General features: G+C 47.8%; 22 protein-coding genes. 14 read left to right on the top strand and 8 right to left on the bottom strand.

Annotation, left to right across the window (positions count from 1 at the left end):
* Positions 1–7: 7 nt before the first annotated feature.
* The 5 genes from GA0116948_RS04200 to GA0116948_RS04180 all read right to left on the bottom strand — a co-directional run bounded on the left by GA0116948_RS04200 (position 8) and on the right by GA0116948_RS04180 (position 3,431).
* Positions 8–559: a TerD family protein gene (locus tag GA0116948_RS04200; RefSeq protein WP_089709355.1), complete on the bottom strand. Its 552-nt coding sequence runs from the start codon at positions 557–559 to the stop codon at positions 8–10.
* Positions 549–1,370 (bottom strand): phosphoribosyltransferase family protein, encoded by an 822-nt coding sequence (locus GA0116948_RS04195; protein WP_089709353.1) that lies wholly within the window; start codon positions 1,368–1,370, stop codon positions 549–551. The genes GA0116948_RS04200 and GA0116948_RS04195 overlap by 11 nt, the downstream gene beginning before the upstream one ends.
* On the bottom strand, positions 1,340–2,056 hold the full coding sequence (locus GA0116948_RS04190) for an HAD family hydrolase (protein WP_089709351.1): 717 nt from the start codon (positions 2,054–2,056) through the stop codon (positions 1,340–1,342). Before GA0116948_RS04190 ends, GA0116948_RS04195 begins: the two co-directional genes overlap by 31 nt.
* A gap of 6 nt (positions 2,057–2,062) precedes the next feature.
* Positions 2,063–2,731: a TerD family protein gene (locus GA0116948_RS04185; RefSeq protein WP_089709349.1), complete on the bottom strand. Its 669-nt coding sequence runs from the start codon at positions 2,729–2,731 to the stop codon at positions 2,063–2,065.
* Positions 2,732–2,852: 121 nt separating this feature from the next.
* A complete protein-coding gene (locus GA0116948_RS04180; protein ID WP_089709347.1) occupies positions 2,853–3,431 on the bottom strand; it encodes a TerD family protein in 579 nt (192 codons plus the stop codon).
* Between the two features lie 401 nt (positions 3,432–3,832).
* On the opposite strand from GA0116948_RS04180, the gene GA0116948_RS04175 reads away from it, so the two are divergent.
* From GA0116948_RS04175 to GA0116948_RS04130, 10 genes are all read left to right on the top strand, one after another.
* Positions 3,833–4,447: a TetR/AcrR family transcriptional regulator gene (locus GA0116948_RS04175; protein WP_089709345.1), complete on the top strand. Its 615-nt coding sequence runs from the start codon at positions 3,833–3,835 to the stop codon at positions 4,445–4,447.
* Positions 4,448–4,450: 3 nt separating this feature from the next.
* The gene (locus GA0116948_RS04170; protein ID WP_089709343.1) at positions 4,451–5,068 is read left to right on the top strand and encodes a TetR/AcrR family transcriptional regulator; all 618 of its coding nucleotides are present in this window, start codon (positions 4,451–4,453) and stop codon (positions 5,066–5,068) included.
* Positions 5,069–5,140: 72 nt separating this feature from the next.
* On the top strand, positions 5,141–6,496 hold the full coding sequence (locus tag GA0116948_RS04165) for a TolC family protein (RefSeq protein WP_089709341.1): 1,356 nt from the start codon (positions 5,141–5,143) through the stop codon (positions 6,494–6,496).
* 58 nt (positions 6,497–6,554) lie between these two features.
* Entirely contained in the window at positions 6,555–7,622 is a 1,068-nt protein-coding gene (locus tag GA0116948_RS04160) for an efflux RND transporter periplasmic adaptor subunit (protein WP_089709339.1), read from the top strand.
* Between the two features lie 29 nt (positions 7,623–7,651).
* Positions 7,652–10,828 (top strand): efflux RND transporter permease subunit, encoded by a 3,177-nt coding sequence (locus tag GA0116948_RS04155; RefSeq protein ID WP_089709337.1) that lies wholly within the window; start codon positions 7,652–7,654, stop codon positions 10,826–10,828.
* A 235-nt stretch (positions 10,829–11,063) separates the two neighbouring features.
* Entirely contained in the window at positions 11,064–11,939 is an 876-nt protein-coding gene (locus GA0116948_RS04150) for an NAD(P)-dependent oxidoreductase (RefSeq protein ID WP_089709335.1), read from the top strand.
* A 110-nt stretch (positions 11,940–12,049) separates the two neighbouring features.
* Entirely contained in the window at positions 12,050–13,192 is a 1,143-nt protein-coding gene (locus GA0116948_RS04145) for a C1 family peptidase (RefSeq protein ID WP_089709333.1), read from the top strand.
* Positions 13,193–13,321: 129 nt separating this feature from the next.
* Positions 13,322–14,350 (top strand): phenylalanine--tRNA ligase subunit alpha, encoded by a 1,029-nt coding sequence (gene pheS, locus GA0116948_RS04140; protein WP_089709331.1) that lies wholly within the window; start codon positions 13,322–13,324, stop codon positions 14,348–14,350.
* Positions 14,351–14,444: 94 nt separating this feature from the next.
* Positions 14,445–15,302 (top strand): 3-hydroxyacyl-CoA dehydrogenase NAD-binding domain-containing protein, encoded by an 858-nt coding sequence (locus GA0116948_RS04135; protein WP_089709566.1) that lies wholly within the window; start codon positions 14,445–14,447, stop codon positions 15,300–15,302.
* A 179-nt stretch (positions 15,303–15,481) separates the two neighbouring features.
* The gene (locus tag GA0116948_RS04130) at positions 15,482–16,462 is read left to right on the top strand and encodes an NAD-dependent epimerase/dehydratase family protein (RefSeq protein ID WP_089709329.1); all 981 of its coding nucleotides are present in this window, start codon (positions 15,482–15,484) and stop codon (positions 16,460–16,462) included.
* Between the two features lie 28 nt (positions 16,463–16,490).
* On the opposite strand, the gene GA0116948_RS04125 is transcribed toward GA0116948_RS04130, so the two are convergent.
* The 3 genes from GA0116948_RS04125 to GA0116948_RS04115 form a co-directional block, all read right to left on the bottom strand.
* The gene (locus tag GA0116948_RS04125; protein ID WP_123891752.1) at positions 16,491–17,171 is read right to left on the bottom strand and encodes a hypothetical protein; all 681 of its coding nucleotides are present in this window, start codon (positions 17,169–17,171) and stop codon (positions 16,491–16,493) included.
* Positions 17,172–17,327: 156 nt separating this feature from the next.
* A complete protein-coding gene (locus tag GA0116948_RS04120; RefSeq protein WP_089709325.1) occupies positions 17,328–18,272 on the bottom strand; it encodes a UDP-3-O-(3-hydroxymyristoyl)glucosamine N-acyltransferase in 945 nt (314 codons plus the stop codon).
* Positions 18,273–18,914: 642 nt separating this feature from the next.
* Positions 18,915–19,622, bottom strand: a complete 708-nt coding sequence (locus GA0116948_RS04115) for a Crp/Fnr family transcriptional regulator (protein ID WP_089709323.1) — start codon at positions 19,620–19,622, stop codon at positions 18,915–18,917.
* Between the two features lie 55 nt (positions 19,623–19,677).
* Here GA0116948_RS04115 and GA0116948_RS04110 point away from each other — a divergent pair, with 55 nt between their 5' ends.
* The 4 genes from GA0116948_RS04110 to GA0116948_RS04095 all read left to right on the top strand — a co-directional run bounded on the left by GA0116948_RS04110 (position 19,678) and on the right by GA0116948_RS04095 (position 22,755).
* A complete protein-coding gene (locus tag GA0116948_RS04110) occupies positions 19,678–20,265 on the top strand; it encodes a pseudouridine synthase (RefSeq protein ID WP_089709321.1) in 588 nt (195 codons plus the stop codon).
* A gap of 82 nt (positions 20,266–20,347) precedes the next feature.
* On the top strand, positions 20,348–21,223 hold the full coding sequence (locus tag GA0116948_RS04105) for a YicC/YloC family endoribonuclease (protein WP_089709319.1): 876 nt from the start codon (positions 20,348–20,350) through the stop codon (positions 21,221–21,223).
* 27 nt (positions 21,224–21,250) lie between these two features.
* The gene (locus GA0116948_RS04100) at positions 21,251–21,736 is read left to right on the top strand and encodes a gliding motility lipoprotein GldH (protein WP_165798401.1); all 486 of its coding nucleotides are present in this window, start codon (positions 21,251–21,253) and stop codon (positions 21,734–21,736) included.
* Positions 21,736–22,755 carry a sensor histidine kinase gene (locus tag GA0116948_RS04095; protein WP_089709315.1) on the top strand — a complete coding sequence of 340 codons (1,020 nt, stop codon included), beginning with the start codon at positions 21,736–21,738 and terminating at the stop codon, positions 22,753–22,755. Before GA0116948_RS04100 ends, GA0116948_RS04095 begins: the two co-directional genes overlap by 1 nt.
* The last annotated feature ends 36 nt before the right edge of the window (positions 22,756–22,791 follow it).

Genomic DNA, 22,791 nt, shown 5'->3' with positions numbered 1-22,791 from the left:
GAATAAATTAATTGTACTTGTTTAAATAGTCTTGCAGCCCGCCTTTCATACCCACGCCCACGGCCTCGAATTTCCAGGAACCATTGCGTTTGTAAATGCGGCCAAACTCTACGGCTGTTTCAATAGAGAAATCTTCATCCAGTTCATATTTCACTAGCTCCACATTTTTATCATCTACCACATGGATAAAGGAATTACGCACCTGCCCAAAGTTTTGTTTACGGTCGGCGGCTTCGTGGATGGTAACCACCACGCAAATCTCTTCCACGGCGGGATTCAGTTTGCTGAGGTCTACTACAATCTGCTCGTCGTCTCCATCCCCGGCACCTGTCAGGTTATCGCCGGTATGGGTTACAGCACCGTCGGGCGATGTTTTGTTGTTGTAAAAAATGAAGTATTCATCGGCCAGGATCTTACCACTTGCTCCCAGGAGAAAAACGGATGCATCGAGGTCGAATGCGGCGCCGCTGGCGCTGGCATTCACATCCCATCCCAAGCCTATCGTAAATTTAGTGGCGCCGATTTGCTCGCGCTGCCCTTTTTGAAGATTAATTGCCATACTGAATAAATTTAATGATAATATTCAAATTGTTCCGGTAATCGTCTAGCAGGTGATAGTTATTGCCCACGGCATAATGCACTAACTGCTGCAATTGTGCGCCATTGGCCTGCGGCAGAAAGGTATGCAGGGCCAACGGTTCGCTTTTCAAAATGTATTTGATAACCCGCGTATTCATGGCATATCCAGGCTGCTGCCATAACATGGCAATCTGTTCCACACCAGCCATGTCATAATAATTCAGATAATTTTCAAAGTCGGGCGCTATGCGCTCATTCTGCAACATAGCGTAATAGAGGAACATAAAATGTCCATTTATCCCCGCCTTTTCTACCTGGCGCCGGATCACAGCCTCGTGACTGCCGGTAATGCAGATGTCGTCCAGAAACAATACCAACCGGCCTTCCAGGAAAAAACGGTCGAGATGATAGGCATCCGAAGAGATCAGTTGCAAACGCTCTTCCGCATTTAAATTGCCATAATCCACCGTATAGGTTTTGTAACGGTGTATTTTAGATTGCAGCAGGGTTTTACGTTCGCGCTGGTACAAAAAACAATTCACTTCCTGTAAGAACGCCTGTGCCATAGCATATGATGCCGTGGGAATGGCATCGTATGGACTAGGTACCAGCACCACCTCCTCATGTTGGAGCAGGCAGGCTGCATGCGTATTTACAAAAGCCTGGCCCAGCTCCCGCCCAAAGACGGACGCCTGGCGGCCATCGCCAAATTTAAACCGGCTATATTGGGCTGGTTCAAAAGGCAAATTCGTGGCATCGGTTATATAGTGTTTGGCAAAACGGGTGAACATACAGCAGGTTTCAAAAGCGTGGTAAGCGTTGTGCCTGGAGGCAGCCACAACGTTTTTATTCCAAACTGATCTCCGCCGCCCACATCTGCTACGGGGTTGTCGCCTACGTGCAAAATCTGGTCTTTGGTAGCCGGGTAGAGTTGGTTTACCCGGTCGAACATAAGCTGGTAAAACTGGTAAGATGGTTTACTGGTACCTTCTTCATCGGAATACAACTGGAAATCAAAAAAGGTTTCCAGGCCCCAGTCGGGCATCAACTGGCGCAGGGTAGATCCCCTTATGAAAGCCGTGTTGCTCAGCAGGCTGATGGTATAACCCAGGTTGCGCAGTTCCTGAAATAATGCAGGTGTTTGGGGGTCCATCAGCACCGGAGGATGTTCAAAAAATAATTTTTCCGAAGCGGTATAGTATGCATCCAGCTGTGCTGGCTCCACCTGGCGGATATCCACGCCCAGCGCGGCCAGCAGGTAGTAATATATTTCGTAAAACGTAGCCTGCCCCCCAGTTTTTTCATTGATCACATTGATCAGCACATCGAAATATTTAAACTGGGTATTGATCTCGTCTATGCTTCGCGTAATGCCAAACATGTCGGCAAAAAGTTGATTACGTTTTGGCTTGTAGTCCGGATCAGATTTTATAATCGTGTACCAAAGATCGAATGAAATATGCTTGAGTCCTGTCATCAGTAATTATAAATATTGTGTTTTAAGAATCTCCACAAAATTATCCGTTGCATTTGGATTACCCAGCGCCCGGAATTTCCAGCCACCGTCTTTGCGGTATACTTCTGCAAATACGAGAGAGCACATACCATTATAAGTAGCATCGCCACTCAGGGAAAAACGCGCAATTTCCTTACCGCGCGCATCTACCGCGCGGATGTAAGCATTTTCCACCATGCTAAAATGCTGGCCTTTCTGCCGGCCCTGGTAAATGGTTACAAGAAATACGATCTTATCATATTTGGCATCCAGCGAGTCCAGGCGCACAACAATCTGTTCATCATCTCCATCGCCGGCACCGGTACGGTTGTCGCCGGTAAGCCATATCTGGCCGGAAGGATGCTTCTGGGAATTAAAGAACACTACATCTCCCTGGTACAACGCTACCTGTCGGCCATCTGTGGTGGAGGCGGTGCGGCCGGTGTCTGCCACTTTACCATTGCTATTGAGCAGGAAAGCCACGGCATCCAGGTCATAATCTTCCTGGCTACCACCCAGCAGCTTTCCGAGGAAACCGCCAGACTTCTTTCGAACGTCCCAGCCCAGGCCCATGGTTACAGAAGACAGGTCGAAACTTTCGCCCTGGTCGTTTTTACGGAGGTCTATAGTTTGACCTTTTACCAAATTAATTGCCATAATAAATAAATTGAGTTGTATAGCTTAACATACGTGAAATGAGCGCCCGGCGAGCTCTTGCACAGAGCAGTTATATTGAAAATGAAGAAAGCAGGCAAATAGGCATACGCTATAATACGGCTTACTTTTGAATGGCACCTTTATAATATTTTTCCACAAAATAGGCCAGGTCTTCTTTATAACCGATACCAGAGGCTTCGAATTTCCACTTACCATCACGACGGTATAAGCGGCCAAATTCCACGGCGGTTTCCACTGAAAAATCTTCTCCCAATTCGTACTTTGCTATCTCCTGTCCATTGATCGCATCCACTACGCGAATATAGGAATCCCGCACCTGACCAAAATTTTGACGGCGGCCGGCAGCATCGTGAATGGTTACCACAAATAAAATTTCCTGTATGCTAGCATCCACTTTGCCCAGCTCCACACTAATCGTCTCATCGTCACCCCCAGCACTATTGCCACCGGTAGGATCGTCGCCGGAATGATGCAGGGCCGTATCAGGCGAATCGGTGTTGTTGTAAAAAATAAAATAGCCTTCCGTGGGTATAAGGCGCTGGGCATCGATCATAAATGCCGAAGCATCAAGATCAAATGCAGCGCCGGTACCTTCGTTAGGATTCCATCCCAGGCCTACACTGATGTGTTGCAAACCAATGTCGATCCTTTGACCTTTCTGAAGGTTAATAATAGCCATACATTCTGTAAATTTTAATTGAACAGGAAAACATTTGTTTTCCGGGAATAGCTTTACGCATCGCTTCCACGATAGCGCAGTAAATTGAATGAAAATTATTGATTAAAAAAAATGAGATCCCTCGTATTCACTATCTTTTAACAGGAAGCTAGCCTGTCATCAAAGCTTTTACCAGCCCACTTTATTTTCCCCGCACCACTTCTATTTTTCACCATCTTTTAGGAGGGCTTTTCCTCGTTTTCCAGGCTTTTTACCAGCAAGTCATGCGCAGAAACCCATTAGTTAATACCGGTTTATTTTGTCAGCTTATTGTCAAAAAGACCTTAAGTGACCAACTTAACTTAGCAATTTGGGATTTTGTTCTACTTTTGACTTTGTAACGAAAAAAGTCAGAAAGTAACATGATCACAACGGATAACCGGGACGATACTAAAGAAAGAATATTGGATGCGGCACTTAAGCGCTTCATTCATTATGGTGCCGGCAAAACCACTATGAACGAGATTGCTGAAGATCTTCACTGTTCCAAAGCCGCTTTGTATTATTACTTCCCCGATAAGCATGGCCTTCATATGGCTGTGCTGGAAAGGATTAGCGAACTCTTGTTCCAAGCCGTTGAAACAGAAATGACCAAAATGGTGAGTGCCTCCCACACTTTGCTGAATATTTTGGATATCAAATATGAATTTGGCTGCAGGTTTTGTCAACTGGAAATCTTTAAAATTATCCAGGAAAAAAAACTTATTACTTCAGAACAGTTCCAAGAGTTTCGCAACCGGGAACTGCACCTGCTTACCCGCATTTTTGAGGCTGGCCATGCGCATGGCGAATTTCAGTTAAAAAATGCCAATGTTATTGCCCAATTATACCAGGACACCATGGAAGGCATCCGTTACGTAATCACAGACGGAATACCACCTATGGATGTACACTCCAAAGACAACTTTTTAAAAATCATTCAACAACAGCGCGCAATCGCCAAGATATTTATCAACGGACTTAAATACAAAGAATAACAGATGAACGTACGGGAACGAATCTTAGACACCGCACTGCGGCTGTTCCGGACCTATGGAATGAAAAGTGTGACGATGTTCGATATATCGCGGGAATGCGGTATTTCCAAGAAAACGGTGTATGAACATTTTACCGATAAGGACGCCCTGATCAATGAATCGATCGATTTCTTGCTGCATCAGCGCGGCTCGCAGCTTACGCACTGCTCCGAAACCGGCGCTAATGCCATCGCGGAATTGTTGGAAGGATTACAATACAGCGAGCAATTTGCACAGGCCATTAACCCGGTAATGTTTTATGAACTCCGCAAGTACCACCCCGATGCATGGGCCAGGGTAGATGCGTTTAAACAGAAAACAACCTTACCGGCCATCCGCAAAAATCTCGATAGGGGTGTTGCTGAAGGCCTGTTCCATAATAACTTAAATTTAGATGTAATAGCTCGCATGCGCCAGTTGCAAATGGAATCGGTGTATTTTCCGGAACAATTTCCTGCCACCCAATACAACTCGCATGAAGTGATGACAGAACTTACCTGGCATTATATTCAGGGAGTAGCCACGCTGAAAGGCATGGAAGTTGCCGGCAATTACCGGGACTTGGCTGTAGCGGCCCAATAAAGATCACCGTCGCACCCTACTACCTAAGCCTGACATACACTACAGGCTTACAAAACACAAACTACGAAAGCAATGAAAAGGCTGACACTATCCCTACTGCTCTTTACCGGGCTGGGGATAACGAATGGGTACGCCCAAACGACCCCGCTTACGCTACAACAATGCCTGCAATATGCGCTGGCCAACAACCAGCAATTGGCCCAGGTAAAATTAAATGAAGATATGGGCGACCTGAAAGTACAGGAAACCCGCGCACAGGCATTGCCTCAAATAGACGGAACGGGGCAGTACACCAATAATTTTAAGAAACAGATTATCCCCATTCCCGGCGATTTCCTAGGGCAACCCGGAAAAACTGTATTACTCGCCGCTTCCCTTACCCATAACGCGATGGCCCAGGCAACTTTAACGCAACAGGTCTTTAACCAAACCGTTTTTACCGGCCTCAAAGCTGCCCGCACAGGCCGCGAGTATTACAAGTTACAAACGGCGCAAACCGAGGAAAATGTTATTTATAATGTAAGCCAGTTGTATTATCAGGTGCTGGTGACACGTGAAAGAATTGTAGTACTACAGGCCAACATTCATAAACTGGACACCCTGGTACAAAGCACCGATTCACAAGTGAAAAACGGGCTGGCCAAACGAATAGACCTGGATCGTATTAAAGTGAACCTTGTGAATTATAAAACACAACTTACCACGCAGCAAAACGCCCTGGAAACGGCCTACAACCTGCTGAAGCAAACGATGGGCATGCCAATAGACGCCTCCATCACCCTACCGGAAGCCTCCTTCCAGGAGATTGCCCAGCATACCGATTCTCCCATAGATTTTGGCGCCATGCACCTGGACAACCGCGTAGAATACCTGCTGCTGAAAAAAGAAGAAGCATTGCAACAACTTCAGAAAAAAGCCTATCAGGCAGAGTATTATCCCTCCCTTCAATTGTTTGCTAACTATTCCAGGAATGGACTAAGTAATAAATTTGATCTTTTTGAATCAAATTCCACTGCCTCCTGGTATAGCGCCGGCGCAGCAGGGCTTACGCTGAAAATACCCATCTTCGATGGTTTTGCCCGCCGCAGCCGCGTAGGACAGGCCACCGTGACCTTGAAACAACTAAGTAAAGAGATAGAAGCTACCAACATCTCCCTGAATACACAATACAATAATGCCCGCTTGCAGGTGCAGAATAACCTAAGTACTATCCGCTCGCAAAAAGAGAACGTAGACTTGGCCCAGGAGGTGTATTACGCAACGCAAAATAATTACAAACTAGGCCTGGCGGGCCTTACAGACCTGCTGGAATCGGAGACTTCGCTCACCGAGGCCCAGAACAATTACAATGAGGCATTGCTGCAATACAAACTGGCAGAACTGGATATCATTAAAGCAAATGGTAATTTAAAAACGTTGTTAAACTAATTACATCACCCGCCGTACTTAAACGGAACCTATACGCACATACGAAAACAAAACACTCATGAAAAAGATCCTACTCTGGAGCGTGCTGGTGATCGCCGCGTTGGCCCTGATCGTCTGGAAGCTTAATATTAATAAAAAGGAGAACGACGCAAAGACCGATTTTGTAAAACAAAGTAACACAGGCGATGTGCCGGTACTCGTAGCCAAAGTGGCACAAACCGATTTTTCACAGGGCTTTTCCGCCAATGGAAATTTTGAGCCTATCCGGGAACTAACTTACCTGTCTGAGACCAGTGGCCGTATCCTAAAACTCATGGTAGATGAGGGTTCCGTTGTAAGACAGGGCCAGCAGATAGCCCGTGTAGACGATCAGATTTTGGGTACAGATCTGGATGCGGCCAAGGCCAACATTGCCCAACTGAAAGTAGATAAAGAAAGGTATGAAAGCGCTTTTACCACTGGAGGTGTGACTCAGAAACAGGTAGACGATGCCATCCTGCAATATAACCTGGCCGTGAGCCGCTTGGAAGCCGCCAGCCGCCGCGTGTCAGACACGTATGTGAAGGCGCCCATTTCCGGCACCATTAATAAAAAATACGTGGAACAGGGCGCCTACCTCAGTCCAGGTAATAAAATGTTCGACATTGTAGACGTATCCAAACTGAAGCTCAGTGTAAGCGTACCTGAATCCCAGGTGGTAACCCTGAAAACCGGCGACGCCGTAAAAGTGAGCTGCAATGTGTATCCCGAGGTAAGCTACAATGCAAAGATCACCTTTATTGCTGCCAAGGGCGATAACTCACTGAACTACCCGGTGGAAATGGAAGTCATCAACATCCAGGGAAAACCGCTGAAAGCGGGCATGTACGGCAGCGCACACTTTGGTAGCACCGTATCTACGCCGATGATCATGATACCCCGTACCGCCTTTGTGGGTGGCGTAAACAGTAATCAGGTGTACGTAATGGAAGGCAACATCGCCAAACTGAAAACCGTGACGGCCGGCCACATATATGGTGAGCAGGTAGAAATCCGTGGTGGCCTGCAGGTGGGTGAATCGGTCATCACCAGCGGACAGATAAACCTTACCGACGGCGCTACAGTAATGGTGACCTCCTCTAAATAAAACAGGGCAGCCTGGCAAAATATTGAACCATGAACATTACAGAAATTTCCATCAAGCGGCCTACCATTGTGGTGGTGATTTTCACCATCCTCACGCTGCTGGGTGTGATCAGTTATAAATCACTCAACTATGAACTACTGCCCAAGTTCTCTCTACCTATCGTAACGATTGCCACCGTATATCCCGGCGCATCGCCCAACGAAGTGGAAAGCTCCATAACAAAGAAGGTGGAAGACGCCGTGTCTTCTATGGAGAAGATTAAAAAACTGACCTCCAAATCATCAGAAGGTGTTTCTGTGGTAATGGTAGAACTGAATAACGGCGCCAATGCAGACCTGGCATTGCAGGATGCTCAACGAAAGGTGAATTCGATCATATCCGATTTGCCCACGGACGCCAAAACGCCTTCCCTCAATAAATTTTCCCTGGAAGACCTGCCCATCATCACCCTGTCGGTAACCGCCAGCATGGATGATAAGGCCTTTTATGACCTGGTGGATAAAAAAATTCAGCCCCTGCTTTCCCGCCTGGAAGGCGTGGCACAGGTGAGCCTGATCGGCGGTCAGGAAAGAGAGATACAGGTGAACATTGACCCCAAAAAACTGGAGGCCCATAACCTATCTATATTATCCATACGCCAAATCATTACAAATGCTAACCTGGATTTTCCCACTGGTAAAGTAAAAACTACAGATCAGCAAATATTGGTGCGCCTGGCGGGTAAATATAAAACGGTAGACCAGCTACGTGGCCTGGTACTCACTACACTGGATGATGGTACCCAGGTGCGACTGCAAGACGTGGCCGACGTGCAGGACGCCGTAAAAGATGCAGAACGTATTGCACGCGTGAATAGCGAGAATGCCATTGCGCTGCAAATACAAAAACAAACCGATGCCAACGCCGTAACGGTAAGTGAAGAAGTGAAGAAAGCCATCGGTAACATAGAAGCAGAATACGCGACGAATAAATTGAAGATCGTATTAGCCAACGATTCCAGCGAATTTACCCTGGAATCTGCCGACTCGGTAATCCATGACCTCATCATTGCTGTAGTGCTAGTGGCGTTGGTAATGCTGCTTTTCCTGCATAGCATCCGCAATGCCATTTTCGTAATGATCTCTATTCCTGCCTCCCTGGTGGCCACTTTCATCGGCATTAAACTGTTCGGCTACAGCCTTAACCTGATGTCGCTGCTGGGGCTTTCCCTGGTGGTGGGCATCCTTGTGGATGATGCTATTGTAGTGCTGGAAAATATTTACCGCCACATGGAGATGGGCAAAAACAGGGTGCGGGCCGCTTACGACGGCGTGAAGGAAATAGGCTTTACCGTAACTTCCATTACCCTGGTTATTGTGGTGGTGTTCCTGCCTATTTCGCTGACAAATGAATTGGTATCCCAGATCATTACCCAGTTTTGCGTAGTGGTGATGATCTCTACCATGCTTAGTCTTCTCTCTTCCTTTATGATTGTGCCTTTGCTAAGTTCCCGTTTCGGAAAACTGGAACATATCACTGGAAAAAATCTTTTTGAAAAATTTATTCTTTGGTTTGAAAAACAACTCGAAGCTTTTACCCATTGGATGACCGGGTTGCTGAAAGCAGCACTCCATCACAAACGCTGGACAATACTGTTGGCCGTAAGCCTGCTTATTGCCTCGTTTTCGTTGATAGGCATGGGCTATATCGGCGGTGAGTTTATTTCACAGGGCGACCGCGGACAGTTTATCGTACAGCTGGAATTGCCCAAAGACGCCTCACTAGAACAAACTAACCTGGCCACGCGCAAGGCAGAACAATACCTGAGTAAACAAAAAGAAATAGAACGCCTTATCACCACGGTAGGCCAAACCAGTGAAGATGGCTTTGGCACCTCCCAATCCACCGCCTACAAGTCGGAGATAACGGTGATGATGGTGCCAATAGACCAACGCAAAGACGCCTCCGACATTTTCGCTACAAAAATGAAAGTGGCTTTGCGCAATATACTTCCTGGCGTAAAAGTGAAAAATATCAATGTAGATATCATGGGTACCGCACAACGTGCGCCAATAGAATTGATCGTAACTGGCACAGCGCTGGATAGCGTGATGAATGCGGCCACCCGCGCCATGAATCTGCTGATTAAAATACCTGGTACCACCGGCGTAAAATTGAGTGTGGAAGGCGGTAACCCTGAAATTAACGTGCAGGTAGACCGTGATAAAATGTCGGCCCTGGGACTTACCCTGGATGTGGTGGGTGGTACCATGCAAACGGCCTTTAGCGGCACCGGCGATGATTCAAAGATCAAATTCCGTCAGGGAGATTACGAATACGACATCAATATCCGCTACGACGACTTTAACCGGAAAAACCTGCAGGACGTATCCAACATAAGCTTTACCAACAACCGGGGGCAGTTGGTACGCCTTTCCCAGTTTGCCACCATTACTGAAGGTGCTGGCCCCAGCCACCTGGAGCGCCGGGACAAGAGTACCTCCGTATCGGTACAGGGCCAGGTAATAGGCCGGCCTACAGGTACGGTGCAGGCAGAATTTGCCGCCGCACTGGCCAAGCTGCCTAAGCCCACCGGCATTGGTTATATCTGGGGCGGCGACCAGGAAAACCAGGGCGATTCTTTTAGCACGCTGGGCGTGGCGTTGATCATTTCCATCGTGCTGGTGTACCTCATTATGGTGGCCTTGTACGATAATTATATTTATCCGCTGGTGGTAATGTTCTCCATCCCGCTAGCTATCATCGGTGCCTTGCTGGCGCTGGCGCTTACCAATAATACACTCAACATCTTTACCATCCTGGGGCTTATCATGCTCATTGGGCTGGTGGCTAAAAACGCCATCATCCTGGTGGATTTCACCAACCAGATGAAAGAGCACGGCATGAGCACAGACGAAGCCATTGTGGCGGCCAACCATGCGCGGCTGCGCCCCATCCTCATGACCACCATCGCCATGGTGATCGGGATGCTGCCCATTGCACTGGCCCACGGCGGCGTGGCTACCATTAAAAATGGACTGGCCTGGGTAATTATCGGTGGCCTTACCAGCTCTATGTTCCTGACGCTGATCGTAGTGCCAGTGGTATACAAGATTGTAGATATGGCCATGGTACGTTTCGGATGGAGTAAGCCTTCCCTGAAACGCCTCATCCGCCAGCAAATCACGGCGCCTTATACCACGCCGGAACATGTTACGATGAATTAATGCGCAATCATTATAAAATTTTGTTACTAACAGTGTAACAGTTGTAGGTTTAGGTAATAGCCGGAGCATTCTTGCTCCGGCTTCTTTTTTTATAATACCCTGTGCACTGCCACAGCATGTTTATTGCTTTCTGTGGTATAGCCTGTTTATTTCTTCACACATTACGGTATATTCGATCAGGAAATGCAGTGCATTTACAGTGAACATAATACGTCATACTTAATAATATTTAAAAATGAAAATAGGATTCATCGGGCTAGGTGCCATGGGCCAGGCAATTGCCGGCAATATTTTGAAAGCTGGTTTTTCACTTACAGTATACAACCGGACGGTGGAGAAAACAACGGCGCTGCAAAAGGCCGGCGCGGCAGTAGCCACTACCGTGGCGGAACTGTGTAAAAATGCAGATATCGTACTCACCATGATAACGGATGATAGCGTTCTGGCGCAGGTTTCGGACGGGGCAGACGGCCTGCTTCAACACCTGAAAAAAAATGCCCTGCATATTTCACTCAGCACAATTTCCCCAGACTATTCAGATGCATTGGCCGCCAAACATGCGGCCCTTGGGCAACAATACATTGCCGCCCCCGTATTCGGCAAACCAGACGTGGCCGCCGCTGCTAAGTTGTGGATAGCCAATGCCGGCAGCGCACCGGCGAAGGAAAAAGCAAAGCCCATATTGCAAGTCATTGGCCAAGGCATTTATGATTTTGGGGAGCACCCTGGTGCGGCCAACCTGGTGAAACTAAGCGGCAATTTTATCATCGCAGCTATGATAGAAACATTGGCCGAAGCCTATACCCTGGGCGAAAAAAACGGCATAACCCGCAACGATATGCATGCATTTTTTTCCAGCACCCTGTTTCCCGTGCCCATTTTTAAAAACTATGGACGCCTCGTTGCAGACCATAATTATCTTCCCATTGGCGGCAGCCCTAAGATCCTGCAAAAAGATATGCGCCTGGTGAATGAAGTAGCCGCCAATAGTAGCGTACCGATGCCCTTTGCCAATATTGTTCATAATCGTATGATCAAAATGGCCAATCAGGATGTGGAGGAAGACTGGGCAGGATTTGCCCGCCAGATCGCTACAGATGCGGGTTTGTAAGTAACCGTATATCTGGCAACCATGCCGTTTATGTAAAGCGGCAATGGAAATTTAGTGTCAATCCACTACATTTGACGGATTCACTATTAAAAACCACCACAATCAACCACATGAAAAAATGGATGTTAGGCCTGGCGCTGATAGGCTGTAGCAGCGCTTTTGCACAGGTAAATACCAACAAGGAAGGGAGTCACTACCAGTTTACCACTATCAAAAATCTCGACGCGGGCGACGTGCAAAACCAAGGCATGACCGGTACCTGCTGGTCTTTTTCAGGTCTATCTTTCTTCGAATCGGAAGCATTGCGCAATGGTAAAGGCAAAGGCCTGAACCTAAGCGAAATGTTTGTCGTACACCAGATGTACCCCCTGAAAGCAGTGAACTATGTGCGGATGCATGGCAAAGCTAATTTCGGCGAAGGTGGCGGTTTCCCTGACGACCTGCTCTGCCTGCGCCAATATGGCCTAATGCCCCAAAGCGTGTATGATGGCAATAAAGTAAAAACATACAACCACGCCGAAATGGAAGGTGCACTGGAAAGTTTTGTGAAAGGCCTGGGCGATAAAAATAATATTAACCCCGTATGGCAAAAAGCTTTCAACGGTATCCTCGACGCCTACATGGGCACGCCCCCCACTTCTTTTGAATATAATGGTAAAACCTACACCCCCCAGTCTTTTGCTAAAGAAATGGGCCTGAACGCCGATGATTATGTAGTAATCTCTTCCTTTAACCACCACCCGTACTATTCACAATTTGTGCTGGAAGTACCCGACAACTGGAACTGGGAACGCGTTTACAACGTACCCTTGGAAGACTTTACCAACATCGCGGAAAATGCCATCAACACCGGCTACAGCATTGCCTGGGCGGCAGACGTGAGTGAAAAAACATTCAATTTCACAGAAGGCCTGGCCATCATTCCGGAAACAGACCTGGCAGATATGACCCCCGACCAGCGGAAAAATATCTTCCTAGAACCCGGGAAAGAAAAAACCATCACCCCCGAAATGCGCCAACTTGCTTTCGATAACTACGAAACCCAGGATGATCATGGCATGCACATCATAGGCCTGGTTAAGGACCAGAATGGCAACAAATATTTCCGGGTGAAAAACTCCTGGGGTACACCTAACTTCGACCAGGGATATTTCTATGCCTCCGAACCTTACTTCCAGCTAAAAACCACCGCCATCATGGTGAATAAAAAAGCCTTGCCTGCTGCTATTGCCAAAAAGCTGGGCATCAAATAATTCATTTCTTTGAGAATGATCTAAAGGCCGGAGGCCGGGCTTGCACCCGCTTCCGGCCTTTTTTCTTTCCAGGCACCCGCCCAACCGGGCCTTGCAACCATGTAGTCATTTATCTTATATTTGTGAATCATGGAACAGATAGAACAGCAAATAGCCGCTTACGAACAGGAAATAACGGCCTTCACGCCGGAAAATATAGAGGAGCTGGAACAGTACCGCATTAAATTTCTGGGTACTAAAGGCATTGTGAAAGCCCTTTTCGGCGAAATGAAAAATGTACCGAATGATCGTAAAAAGGATTTCGGACAGGTGCTGAACCGTTTTAAACTACTGGCCGAAGACCGCTATGCCGCATTTGAAGACCTGAAAAACACCGGTGCTAAGGGCGCTGCCAATGTGGATGGAACGCTGCCCGCATCTCCCCTCCGCCTGGGTACCCGCCATCCCATCAGCCTCGTACGCAATAAGATCATCCGCATATTTGAACGCCTGGGCTTCAGCATTGCAGAAGGTCCCGAGATTGAAGATGACTGGCATAACTTTACGGCCCTGAACCTACCGGAAAACCATCCTGCACGCGACATGCAGGATACTTTCTATGTGAGCCGTAACCCAGACTGGATGCTACGTACGCACACCTCCTCCGTGCAGGTGCGTGTAATGGAGGAGGGTAAATTGCCCATCCGCATCATATGCCCTGGCCGCGTGTATCGCAATGAAACCATTTCCGCCCGCGCACACTGCTTTTTCCACCAGGTGGAAGGACTTTACATCGCGGAAAATGTATCATTTGCCGACCTGAAACAAACGCTTTACCACTTCGTGCAGGAATTGTTCGGGGCAGATACCCGCATCCGTTTCCGCCCCTCCTATTTCCCTTTTACAGAACCCAGCGCAGAAATGGATATCTCTTGTTTCATCTGTGGTGGCGTAGGCTGCAACGTGTGCAAACATACCGGCTGGGTAGAGATTCTGGGCTGCGGAATGGTACACCCCAACCTGCTGCGTAACTGCGGCATAGACCCGGATAAGTACACCGGCTTTGCCTTCGGTATGGGTATAGAACGTATTACCATGCTTAAATACCAGATCAAAGATTTACGCCTGTTTTCAGAAAACGATACCCGTTTCCTTTCCCAATTTGAAGGGGCGGTATAAACGAATACGCATACATGGGCCACAAGCATCGGGCTTTCCGGACATACACCGGAATCGGAAGTTGGTGGCCCGTGGCCGTTTTAAAATTATCCGTATGCTTTCTATCGATGAAGTGCAGACCATAGGCGTATGCGGGGCAGGTACCATGGGTGCCGGCATTGCACAAATGGCTGCAATGGCCGGTTACCGCACCATTATGTACGACGTGCAGCCTGCTACCCTGGAAAAAGCACAGGCCCAGATCCGCCAACAACTGAATACCGCTGTGGAAAAGGGAAAACTTACGCAAGCCGCCGCAGACAAGGCTTTCCACCGGCTATATTTTACAGGCAACCTGATGGATTGCAGCGCGGAAATTTTTATAGAAGCAATTGTGGAAAATCCGGCATCCAAAATCGCACTCTTCAACCAACTTTCCGAAATGAACCACAGCGATGTGGTATTTGCCAGCAATACATCTTCCCTGTCTATTGCCACTATTGCCAAAGGAGTATATAATCCTGCCCGTGTGGCGGGCATGCACTTCTTCAATCCCCCACTCCGCATGCAATTGGTAGAGATTGTGCACAGCCCCCAAACCGCCCCTTACGTAGGCGATGTGCTATACCAGCTCGCAAAAAATTTTGGCAAAATACCGGTGCACGCTAAAGATACACCCGGCTTCATCGTAAACCGAGTGGCGCGACAGTTTTATATTGAATCTATGGAGATCGCCAGCAGCACCGGCGCAGACTTTAAGACCATAGACCGGCTGCTGGAAAGTGCTGGTTTTCGTATGGGGCCCTTTGCTCTCATGGATCTCATTGGTCAAGATATTAACCTCGCGGTGTCGCAATCCCTGCATGATGCATTTGAACAAGCTCCCCGCTTTAAGCCTCACCCATTACAGATTTCACGGGTAGCGCAAGGTAAGCTGGGACGTAAAACGGGCGAAGGATTTTATAAGTATTAAGGCGGTATACCCTATACCGTGTGCAAGGTCTTGTGCATTACCTGTAACAAGCCCTGGCACCCCGTTCAACACACTTTAACCCGGCCATTGACTTGTACATAATACCTGGTATAATGTACCCTACAAATCAACAATATCCCTTACTTTTGGCCCCAGCCAACAAAAGGCGGCACCTTCACATGATTTTCGTTACCGGTGGAACGGGATTTTTAGGCAGTCATTTATTACGCGCACTGGTGCAAGCAGGAAAGCCGGTACGGGCGCTGTACCGCCGCGATATACCGGATCACCTGCATGATATCCGCCACGGCGTGGAATGGGTAAAGGGTGATGTACTGGACGTATACAGCCTGGAAGACGCCTTGCAAAATATCACCCATGTATATCATGCGGCCGCCACCGTTTCGTTCCAGGCCGGCGCCTCCACCCGTATGATTCATACCAATGCAGAAGGCACCGCCAACGTAGTAAATGCCTGCCTGGATGCCGGCGTGCAAAAACTCCTGCATGTAAGCTCTGTAGCCGCACTGGGCCGCTCCAAAACAGATGCACCCATAGACGAAAAAGCAGATTGGGAAGAAAGTAAGAACAACTCGGCCTATGCCGTTAGCAAATACCGTAGTGAAATAGAAGTATGGCGGGGCATTGCCGAAGGACTCAGCGCTGCTATTGTAAACCCATCCATTATTTTGGGAACAGGTTACTGGAACGATGGCTCTGGGGCCCTTATTAAAAACGCCTGGAAAGAATTTCCTTATTACACCTCCGGCACCAATGGATTTGTGGATGTGCGCGACGTGGTGAAAGCTATGATAGCACTGATGGATAGTGATATCACCAATAAACGTTTTGTTGTTTGCGCAGAAAACTGGTCTTACCTGGACCTCTTTACACAAATGGCAAATGCCCTGCAAAAGAAGCCACCCCATATTGCCGTAAAACCCTGGCTGGCGGAAGTAGTATGGCGCATAGAAAAAATAAAAAGCCGTATTACCAGCAAGCAACCGCTGATCACCAAAGAAACAGCGCGCAGCGCCCAATTGAAAGTTACCTACAACAACGAGCGACTGCTTAAAGCCCTGCCAGGTTTTTCCTATACGCCACTGGAACAAACCATCCGGGAGATCTGTGCAGCATTTTTGCAGGAGTACGGACGCTAACTTCCCATCCCTATTTTACACAACACCCTTACCCTCTCAGCAACAACGCGCTGATCACGCCGGCAAACAATACTTCCTGAGGTGGCGTCACCATTTTACTCATCCACACACGGGGCTGCGCTCCAGGCATTACCGCTGCCAGGGGCTTTCCCCGGTCTTGTATTTCATAGGTGATTTTCTCATACGCATTCACCGTACCGAAGTGGTTGTGCGCGGTAATGCGGTAGATCGTTTTATCCAGCATCAGTATCCCAATGGGACTGTCCTTATTCAACTCCAGGTAGTTGGCGGATCGCAGCACCAGTTCCCAACGGGCAGCCGGTTGCGCAGGATCGTTGAATAAGGCGTAAAAGAAGGGCGTATCTCCAGGAGCATTCTGCAAAAAAGAGGGCAAATCGCGGCCAGCGAAGACCACTTGTACGGTATAAAGGGTTTGCACGGCCAGACGGGTGGTAGGGCCGGAAATGGTATAATAAAAGGCATCCTTGGGGTGTTGAATGGTAACTGGTAGTCCGGGTTTGGCCACGCCATTTTGCCGCGAACTGGTAGTGTAGTTGCCGATGCTATATGTTTTGGCGCTAAACCAGCCGTCGTGAAGCGTGGCCGTCCATTCCTGGGGTACGGTATAAAGGCCTGCATCAGTGAAGGAGGGTTTCGTAGTAGTACAGCCTACCAGGCAGCAAAATAGCAATAAACAGATTGTTTTCATGATGGCAATTTCAGGAGGAAAAATATCCAACATAAATGGCTATTTACCATAACGCTGAAATAGCAATTTCCAATATCAACAACCCTATTATTCGTTGATATTGGAAATTGCCCTATCCCTGTTTATGGAAGAAGATAACTGGGGCATCTTTAAGCATTATTTTTTGTTCAGCATGGCCCACATCTCGGGTATGCGTTTTACCCAGGCAAGCTCTCTTATTTTACTCTTGGCTTCCTGCACCGGTGAGCCAAAATATACCTTACCACCTTCCAGGCTGCTTACTACTCCGCTTTGGGCAAAGAGTACTGCGCCTTTGCCAATGGTGAGGTCTTTGTTAACACCTGCCTGGCCCCAGATGATCACCTCGTCTTCGATAATGGTCTTGCCGGCAATGCCAGCTTGTGATGCAATTAGGCAGTTCTTGCCAATCACTACGCCGTGACCAATGTGTATCTGGTTATCCAACTTAGTACCTTTGCCAATAATGGTATCGCCACTTACTCCTTTATCCAGGGTACAGCCTGCACCAATTTCCACAAAATCTTCTATCACCACACGACCACAGCTTTCCAGTTTATCATACTGCACTTCCAGGTTTTTCCGGCGTTTAAAGTAAAAAGCATCCGACCCGATTACGGTTGCTCCATGAATAATCACGTTATCGCCAATCACGGTGTGATCGTAGATGACAACGCCTGGGTGAATAAGGCAGTTACGACCTATACGCACATGGTTGCCCACAAAAACACCCGGTTGCAGTAGGGTGCCTTCACCAATAACCGCCGTATCACTGATGGCTTTGGTGGCAGGTTCAAAAGGACGGAAACGTTTTACCAACTTGACATATGCACTGAAAGGATCTTCCAATACCAGCAGCGCCTTGCCTTCCGGCACTTCCACCAGCTTATTGATAATGATAATGGTAGCCGCCGACTTCAGACTGGTGTCGTAATATTTTTCAAAGTCCACAAACGAGATATCACCCGGTGTTACTTTGTGAATCTCGTTAATGCCGGTGGCCTGTAAATCTTTGTTGCCAACCAGTTCTGCGCCTATGAACGCAGCAATTTCTTTGACTGCTATCGGTTCGTTGAACTTCATATTATTCCTCGTTAAGTGCAACAAAGGTAGGAGATTCCCATCCTTAATAAGCCAACCTTTGCATTTTCTACCTTGCAGCTTATACCTTCATCCTGTTGTTATCCACAAATTTTTTAGTGTTGTGAATAAAATTCTTTGCATTTTTTTTCTTTTGTGATGAAATTATTTTTAATATTGTGTAGGGAATTTGTTTTCCCTGTACTTACTAACCCATTCACATAATAAGAAAGTCTGATTGTTCACGCAGTCAGACTTTTTTTATTTCCTTTAAAAGCCGCATAAACAGGGCATTTCAGCCTTTTATAAGTACTGCTTTCTTCTTTCCTGCAATGCTTTTTTTATGTGTTGTACAGCCTATTAGCACTGCTGTACACTTTCCCGTTTGCCTCAGATTTACCATTTAACCGGGGTAGGTGATGTGAGTTGCTGCACAGATCTTGCGGGCCTAAGGCTAGTTGTTTGATTTTTAATGAAATGAAGCTATATATAGGTGGGCCTCATCAGGCACCATGCCCTGGAAAAAAAGAAATTGCCGATAGTAGTGATGGCCCATACAGGTCTTTGTATTGAAGCGTTGTAACCTCTTGAAATATTGTACTAGAGCATGTTTCAGGCAAATTATACTGGCATAAATAAGGGTGATCAGTCGTGCAGGTTAGCTGTTTTCAGGATATGCGGGATATCCAGCAGCCGGATCTTTTTACCCTCCAGTTCCAACATCCCATCTTTTTTGAATTCAGACAATAAACGGATGGCCGATTCGGTAGCAGTGCCGGCCAGGTTGGCAATCTCTTCGCGGGATAAACGAACATTCAATGTTTGCCCATCTGCTTCCAGGCCATAGGTTTCCTTAATAAAGATGAGGGTTTCTGCCAGGCGCTCCCGCACAGGCTTTTGGGCTAATTGGGTAATCTTTACTTCCGCCTTCCGAAGTTCTCCGGAAAGCATGCGCATCATTTCCATGGAAAGGTTGGGGTCTTTTTGCAGCACACTGATGAAAAGGTCTTTTGGGATAAAAAAGATTTCGGTATCATCCAGTGCGGTGGCAGTAGCAGTATAACGCTCACCGCTGAGCAGGGCCTTAAATCCCATGATATCGCCTTCCTTCACCAACCGGATAATCTGCTCCCGCCCGTCGTCGCCACTATGCGATAACTTGATCTTACCGGCATTAATGCCATACATGCCGAAGGAATAAGCTCCCTCGTGAAAAATAACCTGCCCTTTCTTATAGAGATGACATTCCATGGCAGCATTAAGCTCTTCCATGTATTGCTCGTCGGCTTTGGCAAAGATTGCGAACAAGCGGTGCGGTTGCGGATTGCCAGGATGATGTGCGGATGTATCCATAAGCGTGTAATGCAAAAGTACTAATTTGGGCACTGTTCACCAAAGTCAAGAACCCGTGACACCCGTTTATTATCTGATCTACAAACCATACGAAGTACTGACCCGCTTTAGCCCGGAAGCCGGCAAAGCCACGCTGGCCGATCATTTCCGCGTACCTAAAGATGTGTACCCGGTGGGTCGACTGGATTACGACAGCGAAGGGCTATTGCTGCTCACCAATGATACCACCATCAATAACCGCCTGCTGAACCCAACATTCGCACATAGCCGCGAGTATTGGGTGCAGGTAGACGGTGCCATTACAGCTGATGCCATCAACCAATTACAACATGGGGTAAACATCAACATAGAGGGTAAGCGATATCGTACCAAACGTTGTACCGCAATGGCATTCGATCATGAGCCTGCTGTGCCGGAGCGGCATCCACCTATCCGGTTCCGCAAAAGCATTCCTGCACCCTGGATAAGGCTTATACTCACAGAAGGTAAGAATAGGCAGGTGCGTAAAATGACTGCCGCCGTGGGTTTCCCTACCCTGCGCCTTATTCGCTACCGCATAGGACATCTTTCGGTAGAAGGCATGCAACCCGGTGATATGCGCACCCTCACCAGGGATGAAGTGGAAACGCAATTGCTAGGGTAACTCATTCCTGCTCCCTATCCCACGCGGGTTTCTTTGTGCTTTGCCCTAATTTAGCTAGGTTTGTCCATCTTAACTTTATCTTATGTTGAAATCTATGACAGGTTTTGGGCGCGCGGAAGTAACGAAGGGCGAAACCACTATCATTGCGGAAATTAAATCACTGAATGGTAAGCAATTCGAAGTGAACCTCAAGATTTCCCCCCAGTTAAAACCTTACGAATTCGATATCCGCAATCTGCTACAGCAGTCCTTACAGCGCGGCACGATCGACGCCTCTATCAGCGTAAGGCAGAACGGCGCTACCCGCCCCGTGATCATCAATACAGACCTTGCCAAATATTATTACCGCGGCATCGTTACGCTCGCGGAAGAATTAAATATTCCGCAGGAAGATATGCTGAATGTGCTTATGAAACTGCCGGAAGTTGTAACACCCGCTACCGACCAACTCTCCCCCGAAGACTGGAAAGAAGTGCAGGAAGTTGTGAAGACCGCCATTGCCGACCTGGACGCCCATCGCATGGACGAAGGCGCCGTGATGGAGGCAGACCTTGCACTGCGGATTGACAATATATCTTCCTTTAGCGAGAAGGTAAAAACGCTGGATCCGCTGCGTAAAGACCGTATCCGCACCCGCCTGGAAACCCTGGTGGCAGATCATGTGGGCAAGGAAAACGTAGACGCTAACCGCCTGGAACAAGAACTAATTTTTTACTTGGAAAAACTGGATATTTCCGAAGAACTAGTACGCCTGGAAAACCACCTGCGCTATTTCCGCGAGCTACTCAAGGAAAGCGATCCCTCCAAAGGCAAGAAACTTAACTTTGTACTCCAGGAAATAGGCCGGGAGATAAATACCACCGGCTCTAAAGCCAACGACGCCGGCATACAGCAATGGGTGGTGGGCATGAAAGACGAACTGGAAAAAGCAAAGGAACAGGTGTTAAACGTTTTATAGCTAGGCCTTAAAATATCAATGTACCATATGAACAAAATATACCTGGCCGTTTTCGTGGCAGGCTGCTGTGCAATGGCTGCCTGCCAGCCCATGAAGATGGACACCTACGAGAAAAATGTGGATGTACCCCATCATCAGTGGTCCACCGATTTCAAGCCAGAATTCCAGGTAACCTTGCAACCGCAGGATACCGTGTACCTGTATAACCTGTATGTCAATGTGCGACACAAAGACGCCTATCCATACAGCAACATCTGGGTAATCATCACCACACAATTTCCCGGCGCACAGCCCATCGCTCAGCGCGTAGAGCTACCCCTGGAAGACGAAACCGGAAAGTGGCTGGGCAGCGGCGTAGACGATATTTACGAACACCGCATTCCCATACAACGGGGTGCTATCCTTAACAGAGCAGGCACTTATAAAATCAGTTTTGAACAAAATATGCGGCAAAACCCGCTGCCGGATATTCTGAACGTAGGCTTGCGGGTAGAAAAAGCCGGCCATCGATAATGATCAGAAAATTTTATACAAACATCCAGAGCGGTAAAGGCATTACCGCCCTGTATATTATCCTGCTCAGCTACATCGTACTGGCGCTGATCTGGTGGGGCGTGTTATTGTTCCGCCAAAGCAGGCAGATCACCCAATTCGAACGCAGCACCCTTTCCCTGCGCACCGATAGCCTGGCACAGCCTGTAGCTTACCAACTGGAACTACAACGTATTCAAAAGGACGAACACCTGCGCACTTTCAAGTTCTTTGGCGAAGGCGCCACTTTTATGGGCATTATCCTGCTGGGGGCTTTCTTTGTGTACCGTGCCGTATGGAAACAAATGCGGCTGAATAGCCAGCAGCAAAATTTCATGATGGCCGTTACCCACGAATTTAAATCACCCATCGCCGTCGTTAAACTTAATCTCGAAACCATTCGAAAACATAAACTGGATGAAGAAAAGCAAAGAAAACTACTGGATAATACCGTGCGAGAGGCCGATCGGCTGAACCAGCTCACAAACAATATCCTGCTAGCCGCCCAACTAGAGTCACACAAGTTTAAACCGGTGATGGAAATGCTAGACCTTTCCGGCCTGCTGGAACACACCATTATAACGCTGCAAGGCCGTATCACCACCCATACCATACAGGCACATATATTGCCACAGTTATGGATATACGGAGATACGTTTATACTGGAACTGGTGATTAATAATATCGTGGAAAATGCGGTGAAATACGCTCCCAAAGACTCCCTGATCAGTGTGCGGCTGGCACCGCAGGGCCATTTCCTGCACCTGGAGATTGCCGACCAGGGCCCCGGCATTCCAGACAGTGAGAAACACAAAGTATTTCAGAAATTTTACCGCATCGGCAACGAAAATACACGCAAAGCCAAAGGTTCCGGCCTCGGACTTTTCCTGAGCGAACGGATACTGGCCCAACACGGTGCCCGCATCCGGGTACGCGATAATGTACCGGCTGGCAGCATTTTCGAAATCACCTGGCCATCATATTCCACGCAATCTGCGTAAATTTGACAAAGACGATACTTTTACATGGCAATTAGC

The organism is Chitinophaga costaii (assembly GCF_900094705.1).
Lineage (GTDB): Bacteria > Bacteroidota > Bacteroidia > Chitinophagales > Chitinophagaceae > Chitinophaga > Chitinophaga costaii.
Note: the sequence above shows the minus strand (reverse complement) of the source record. Positions and strands in the feature narration are given on the sequence as shown.

Excerpts from the sequence above, each read along its gene's own strand:
- GA0116948_RS04155 (WP_089709337.1), top strand. The coding sequence starts at position 7,652 with ATGAACATTACAGAAATTTCCATCAAGCGGCCTACCATTGTGGTGGTG.
- GA0116948_RS04200 (WP_089709355.1), bottom strand. The coding sequence starts at position 559 with ATGGCAATTAATCTTCAAAAAGGGCAGCGCGAGCAAATCGGCGCCACT.
- GA0116948_RS04135 (WP_089709566.1), top strand. The coding sequence starts at position 14,445 with ATGCTTTCTATCGATGAAGTGCAGACCATAGGCGTATGCGGGGCAGGT.
- GA0116948_RS04105 (WP_089709319.1), top strand. The coding sequence starts at position 20,348 with ATGTTGAAATCTATGACAGGTTTTGGGCGCGCGGAAGTAACGAAGGGC.
- GA0116948_RS04165 (WP_089709341.1), top strand. The coding sequence starts at position 5,141 with ATGAAAAGGCTGACACTATCCCTACTGCTCTTTACCGGGCTGGGGATA.
- GA0116948_RS04180 (WP_089709347.1), bottom strand. The coding sequence starts at position 3,431 with ATGGCTATTATTAACCTTCAGAAAGGTCAAAGGATCGACATTGGTTTG.
- GA0116948_RS04130 (WP_089709329.1), top strand. The coding sequence starts at position 15,482 with ATGATTTTCGTTACCGGTGGAACGGGATTTTTAGGCAGTCATTTATTA.
- GA0116948_RS04190 (WP_089709351.1), bottom strand. The coding sequence starts at position 2,056 with ATGACAGGACTCAAGCATATTTCATTCGATCTTTGGTACACGATTATA.
- GA0116948_RS04150 (WP_089709335.1), top strand. The coding sequence starts at position 11,064 with ATGAAAATAGGATTCATCGGGCTAGGTGCCATGGGCCAGGCAATTGCC.
- pheS (WP_089709331.1), top strand. The coding sequence starts at position 13,322 with ATGGAACAGATAGAACAGCAAATAGCCGCTTACGAACAGGAAATAACG.
- GA0116948_RS04175 (WP_089709345.1), top strand. The coding sequence starts at position 3,833 with ATGATCACAACGGATAACCGGGACGATACTAAAGAAAGAATATTGGAT.
- GA0116948_RS04115 (WP_089709323.1), bottom strand. The coding sequence starts at position 19,622 with ATGGATACATCCGCACATCATCCTGGCAATCCGCAACCGCACCGCTTG.
- GA0116948_RS04170 (WP_089709343.1), top strand. The coding sequence starts at position 4,451 with ATGAACGTACGGGAACGAATCTTAGACACCGCACTGCGGCTGTTCCGG.
- GA0116948_RS04160 (WP_089709339.1), top strand. The coding sequence starts at position 6,555 with ATGAAAAAGATCCTACTCTGGAGCGTGCTGGTGATCGCCGCGTTGGCC.
- GA0116948_RS04120 (WP_089709325.1), bottom strand. The coding sequence starts at position 18,272 with ATGAAGTTCAACGAACCGATAGCAGTCAAAGAAATTGCTGCGTTCATA.
- GA0116948_RS04100 (WP_165798401.1), top strand. The coding sequence starts at position 21,251 with ATGAACAAAATATACCTGGCCGTTTTCGTGGCAGGCTGCTGTGCAATG.
- GA0116948_RS04195 (WP_089709353.1), bottom strand. The coding sequence starts at position 1,370 with ATGTTCACCCGTTTTGCCAAACACTATATAACCGATGCCACGAATTTG.
- GA0116948_RS04145 (WP_089709333.1), top strand. The coding sequence starts at position 12,050 with ATGAAAAAATGGATGTTAGGCCTGGCGCTGATAGGCTGTAGCAGCGCT.
- GA0116948_RS04095 (WP_089709315.1), top strand. The coding sequence starts at position 21,736 with ATGATCAGAAAATTTTATACAAACATCCAGAGCGGTAAAGGCATTACC.
- GA0116948_RS04125 (WP_123891752.1), bottom strand. The coding sequence starts at position 17,171 with ATGAAAACAATCTGTTTATTGCTATTTTGCTGCCTGGTAGGCTGTACT.
- GA0116948_RS04185 (WP_089709349.1), bottom strand. The coding sequence starts at position 2,731 with ATGGCAATTAATTTGGTAAAAGGTCAAACTATAGACCTCCGTAAAAAC.